General features: G+C 69.8%; 5 protein-coding genes. 4 read left to right on the forward strand and 1 reads right to left on the reverse strand.

Annotation, left to right across the window (positions count from 1 at the left end; all coding sequences use genetic code 11):
- The first annotated feature begins 118 nt into the window (after nucleotides 1-118).
- The 3 genes from epmA to D7X55_RS35825 are packed head-to-tail and all read left to right on the forward strand — an operon-like array spanning nucleotide 119 to nucleotide 2,591.
- Nucleotides 119-1,132 carry an EF-P lysine aminoacylase EpmA gene (gene epmA / locus D7X55_RS35815; protein ID WP_120551993.1) on the forward strand — a complete coding sequence of 338 codons (1,014 nt, stop codon included), beginning with the start codon at nucleotides 119-121 and terminating at the stop codon, nucleotides 1,130-1,132.
- Nucleotides 1,132-1,869 (forward strand): 1-acyl-sn-glycerol-3-phosphate acyltransferase, encoded by a 738-nt coding sequence (locus D7X55_RS35820; protein WP_233610266.1) that lies wholly within the window; start codon nucleotides 1,132-1,134, stop codon nucleotides 1,867-1,869. The genes epmA and D7X55_RS35820 overlap by 1 nt, the downstream gene beginning before the upstream one ends.
- The gene (locus D7X55_RS35825; protein WP_120551991.1) at nucleotides 1,866-2,591 is read left to right on the forward strand and encodes an inorganic pyrophosphatase; all 726 of its coding nucleotides are present in this window, start codon (nucleotides 1,866-1,868) and stop codon (nucleotides 2,589-2,591) included. Before D7X55_RS35820 ends, D7X55_RS35825 begins: the two co-directional genes overlap by 4 nt.
- 82 nt (nucleotides 2,592-2,673) lie before the next feature.
- Here D7X55_RS35825 and D7X55_RS35830 read toward each other — a convergent pair whose 3' ends face one another.
- Nucleotides 2,674-3,333 carry an MmcQ/YjbR family DNA-binding protein gene (locus D7X55_RS35830; RefSeq protein ID WP_120551990.1) on the reverse strand — a complete coding sequence of 220 codons (660 nt, stop codon included), beginning with the start codon at nucleotides 3,331-3,333 and terminating at the stop codon, nucleotides 2,674-2,676.
- A gap of 146 nt (nucleotides 3,334-3,479) precedes the next feature.
- Here D7X55_RS35830 and D7X55_RS35835 point away from each other — a divergent pair.
- A partial coding sequence (locus D7X55_RS35835; RefSeq protein ID WP_121725387.1) for a nicotinate phosphoribosyltransferase occupies nucleotides 3,480-4,750 on the forward strand: 1,271 nt, incomplete at its 3' end.

Consider the following 4,750-nt stretch of genomic DNA (forward strand, 5'->3'; position numbering starts at 1 on the left):
GGGGGGGGCACCACCGGGGGCGGCGCCTTGTGACAGGCGCTCAGCAAACACACGGCGGCGGCGAGGAGGGATGGAATCCTTGGGGACATGGGCCGCCCATGTTACTTCCGACCTGCCGATGCCCAACGTAAACCCATGGCGGGCGGCCCGAGGACGCCAGGGCCTCTACTCCGCCCTGCGCCAGTTCTTCGCAAGCCAGGGATACCTGGAAGTTGAGACGCCGCTGCTCGTGCCCACCCCCGGCATGGAGCCGTACATCTCCGCCTTCGAGACGCCCTTCGTCCCGGAGACGGACCTGGGCAAGGCGCGCACGCTCTACCTGCACACCAGCCCCGAGTACGCGATGAAGCGCCTGCTCGCTCAAGGGGCCGGGCCGCTGTTTCAAATCTGCAAGGTCTTCCGCAACGGCGAGGTCTCCCAGACGCACAACCCGGAGTTCTCGCTGCTGGAGTTCTACCGGCCGCACGCGGACTACCACGCCATCATGGACGACCTGGAGGGCGCGCTGGTGGCGGCGGGCCGCGCGGCGGCGGACGCGAAGGAGGGGGAAGCCGGCGCGGATCCCGCCTTCTTCACGCGCACCCCGTATGAGCGCGTGACGGTGCGGGACGCCGTCCTGCGGGCCACGGGCGTGGACATCCACGTGCACTCGGACGGCGCGTCGCTCAAGCGGGCGGCGGAGGCCATTGGCGTGCACACCGGGAGCTCCACGTCCTTCGACGACGTCTTCTTCCACCTGTTCCTGGAGCGGGTGGAGCGCGGCCTGGGCCATGAGCGGCCCACGTTCCTCATTGAGTACCCCGCGTCCATGGCCGCGCTGTCCCGGCTGAAGCCCGGCGACACGCGCGTGGCGGAGCGGGTGGAGCTGTACTCGAAGGGGCTGGAGCTGGCGAACGGCTTCTCTGAATTGACGGACGCGGTGGAGCAGCGCGCGCGGCTGGTGGAGGAGCAGGAGCTGCGCCGCAAGCTGGGCCGCGCCGTGTATCCCCTGGACGAGCGCTTCCTGGAGGCGGTGGGCCGCATGCCGCCGTCCGCGGGCATCGCCGTGGGGCTCGACCGAATCCTGATGCTGCTGCTCGGGGTCCAGCGCATTGAGGACGTCCTCCTGTTCCCCGCGCACGGGTTCGTCTGATGCTCAAGGTGCTCCAGACGGTGTTCTCCGGCACGGCCACGGTGGGCCTCACGGGCGTCGCGGCCGCGACCATCACGGTGCTGTCGGAGCTGGATCAGCACCCGGCGGCGGACAAGGTGCTGCGCGCGTGGGCGCTCTCCGGCCTGGCGTCCGCGGGCGTGCGCCATGAGGCCCATGGCCTGGAGAACATCCCGCGCGAGGGCAACGTCGTCTTCGTGAGCAACCACCAGTCGCACTTCGACGCGCTGGTGAACTTCGCGCACATCGACAAGCACACGCGCTACGTCGCCAAGGCGGAGCTCTTCAAGGTCCCCGTGTTCGGCCGGGCCATGCGCGTCGCGGGCAACATCCCCGTGCAGCGCACCGGCGGCGCGGATGACCGGGCCCGGCTCCAGGAGGCCGTCACGGCGCTGCGCGAGCGCGTCAGCGTGCTGTTCTACGCGGAGGGCACGCGCAGCCCGGACGGTCAGCTGCGGCCCTTCAAGAAGGGCGCCGCCACGCTGGCCATCCAGGCGCAGGTCCCCGTGGTGCCCCTGGCCGTGTCCGGCACAAGGCTCATCCTCCCCAAGGGGGGCCGGGCCATCCAGTGGGGCCAGCGGGTGGCGTTGGTGGTGGGCAAGCCCGTGCCCACCGAGGGACTGACGTTGGCTGACCGGGATACCCTTACCCGCCGCCTGGAAGAAGCGGTGGCCGGGCTGTACGCCGAGGCGCGCGAGCGCTCGGGAGACACTCCATGAAGAAGAGCACCCAGACCCCGTCGCAGGCCCACCCCTGGCACGGCATCTCGCCCGGGCCGGAGGCCCCGGAAGTCGTCACCGCGTACATCGAGATCGTCCCCACGGACGCGGTGAAGTACGAGATGGACAAGGAGTCCGGCATCCTGATGCTGGACCGGCCGCAGCGCTTCAGCAGCCAGTGCCCCACGCTCTACGGCTTCATCCCGCGCACGTACTGCGGCGAGCAGGTGGCGAAGCGCTGCGCGGAGCGCACCGGCGTGAAGGACATCCACGGCGACGGGGACCCCATCGACATCTGCGTGCTGACGGAGAAGGTCGTCTCCAACGGCAACCTGCTGGTGCACGCGGTGCCCGTGGGCGGCTTCCGGATGATCGACGGCAACGAGGCCGACGACAAGATCATCGCGGTGCTGGAGTCGGACCTCGTCTACGGCGAACTCCAGTACATCGCGCAGCTGCCGCGCCCGCTGCTGGACCGCCTGAAGCACTACTTCCTCACCTACAAGCAGATTCCGGGCGAGGGAAAGCGCAGCGTCGAGATCGCGGAGGTCTACGACCGGCAGGAGGCCATGGAGGTCATCCGCCGCAGCATGCGCGACTACGACAAGCTGTTCGTGGAGCCGGAGGCGAAGCCGGCGAAGAAGTCCGCGGCCAGGAAGGCCCCGGCTTCCAAGTCCGCGGCCAAGGGCCCCACGGGCCGCGGCAGCCGGAGCGGCAAGTAGCCTTGAGTCCCGGAGTCCCACCGCGCCGCGAAGGGATGGACTCCCTTCCAGCGCGTGGGCCGTCCGCGTGCCTCGCTCCCTCTCAAGAACGGCGGGCGCGCTTGGGCGCGGGCGTGGCGGCGCGCTTGCCCCGGGCCGGAGCGGCGGGCTTGCGCGCCGTCTTGGCCTTGGCGGCGGAGGCCGTCTTGGCGACCTTCTTCGTGGCCTTCTTCGCCACGGTCTTCACGCGGGCGGCGGCCTTCTTGGCCACGGCCTTCACCTTGCTCACGACCTTCTTGGCGGCCTTCTTCACCGGGGCCACGGCCTTGGAAGCGGAGGCCTTCTTGCCCGCGGCGGCCTTGGCCGGCTTCGAGGCGGGGCCGGGGACGGCGGTGCCCCGGGCGGGGAGCTTCTCCACCAGCTTCTTCGGCGCGATGGCGCGATAGCTCTCGTCGATCCACGCCTTGATGACGGGCACCGGCACCTGCGAGGCCTCCTCGAAGTGGGCGGTCACCCAGCCGCTCTTGCCCAGGCCGTACTCGGTGGGCTCGGTGAAGGGCAGCGTGAGGGCGGCGTCCTTGGAGTCGGGCAGCTTGGCGGAGAGGTTCAGCTTCTCGCCGTCGACGGTCATGAAGAGGAAGGTCTTGTCGTTGACCTTCATCGCGCGGTGGCCCCAGGGAAAGTCCTCGTGGGCGCCGGGATAGCTCAGCGCATGTTCGCGCAGTACCGCTTCGACCTTCTGCGTCTCGTTCTCTGCGGGCATGGGCACCTGGCTTCGTTGTGGGTCGCGACAGCTTAACCGCACCTGTCGCGTCCAGCGTATTCCCCAATGTGTCGGAGACCTTGGCCCTAGGTACGGGATGGGGGGCGCGCTTAGTCTCGGGGTCAACGATAAGGAGTCGTCTCCCGATGCCCCAGTCGCTGCTCGCCACGGATGGCTACAAGTTCAGCATGGCGGAGGCCGGCTGGCCCCTGCGGAAGGAAACGTTCTACTACTCGCACCGCAAGGGCGGGCCCCAGGTGATGCCGCTGGACCTGGAGGCGTGGGTGAAGGCGCTGCTGCCGGACCCGCAGCCAGAGGACTACGCGTTCCTCGCCCGGCACGACTACGAGATGGGCGTGGGCTTCAAGGCGGCCATCCTGCGCAAGGCGCAGCTGTCCGTGCGCGCGATTCCCAGGGGCTCGCTGTTCCTGCCGCGCGAGCCCATCCTGACGATTACCGGCCCCTCCGCGCTGGTGTCCTGGCTGGAGCCGATGCTGCTGCAGCTCAACTACCGCGTGCAGGTGGCCACGCAGGCGCTGCAGGACCGCGAGGCGCTGGCCCGGACGCTGGCCACGGTGACGTGCGAGGAGGAGAAGCGCATCGCCCTGGAGACGTTGGACCAGGTGGGCGTGCGGGCCGTGTCCATCCAGGTGGACACGGAAGGCTACGTGCGGCGCGTGCGGGCGCAGGTGAAGGAGCTGGTGGACATCGTCGAGGACCCCTCGCGCATCTTCGAGGTGGGCCTGCGCGCGGCGACGTGTCTGGAGCAGCACGAGCTGGCCCTGCGCGCGTGCCAGGAGGCGGGCGTGCAGCGCACGAGCAACGTGGAGGGCGCGCGCGTGCTGGGCATGATTCCCGTGGGCACCATGGGCCACGAGCACGTGCAGCGCTACGGCTCCGACGACGCGGCCTACCGCGCGATGCACGAGCGCCGGCCGCAGCGCTCCAGCTACCTCCTGGACACCTTCGACACGCTGACGTCGGGCATCCCGGCGGCGTTCAAGCTCATCTCGGAGGACCCGCAGGGTGGGGACTCCATCCGGTTCGACTCCGGGAACAAGAAGCTCCAGTACCTCTACGCGGTGACGCGCGCGCGCGACCTGGGCATCAAGCCGGTCATCATCCTGGAGGATGGCCTGGACGCGCAGGCGACGCGCGAGTTCGAGGAGCTGCGCAAGCAGGTGGGCTGGGAGCCGACGACGCAGTTCTACGGCTACGGCGGCCACATCGTGGCGCGCACCATGCCCCATGCGCTGACGCGCGACCGGGTGGCGGCCATCTACAAGCTGTCGTGCTCGGGCGCGACGCCGGTGATGAAGTTCGGCAACGAGCTGGCGGAGGGCAAGCAGAGCGTGCCGGGCACGCCGGTGCTCTTCCGCCGCCGCACGGGCTCCGGGCCGCTGGGGCTGGTGGGGCA

Origin of the sequence: Corallococcus sp. AB049A, from assembly GCF_003668885.1 — a bacterium.
GTDB classification, from domain to species: Bacteria; Myxococcota; Myxococcia; order Myxococcales; family Myxococcaceae; genus Corallococcus; species Corallococcus interemptor.

Bases quoted from the DNA above. Each gene is read 5' to 3' on its own strand.
- epmA (WP_120551993.1), top strand. From the start codon at position 119: ATGCCCAACGTAAACCCATGGCGGGCGGCCCGAGGACGCCAGGGCCTC.
- D7X55_RS35830 (WP_120551990.1), bottom strand. From the start codon at position 3,333: ATGCCCGCAGAGAACGAGACGCAGAAGGTCGAAGCGGTACTGCGCGAA.
- D7X55_RS35820 (WP_233610266.1), top strand. From the start codon at position 1,132: ATGCTCAAGGTGCTCCAGACGGTGTTCTCCGGCACGGCCACGGTGGGC.
- D7X55_RS35825 (WP_120551991.1), top strand. From the start codon at position 1,866: ATGAAGAAGAGCACCCAGACCCCGTCGCAGGCCCACCCCTGGCACGGC.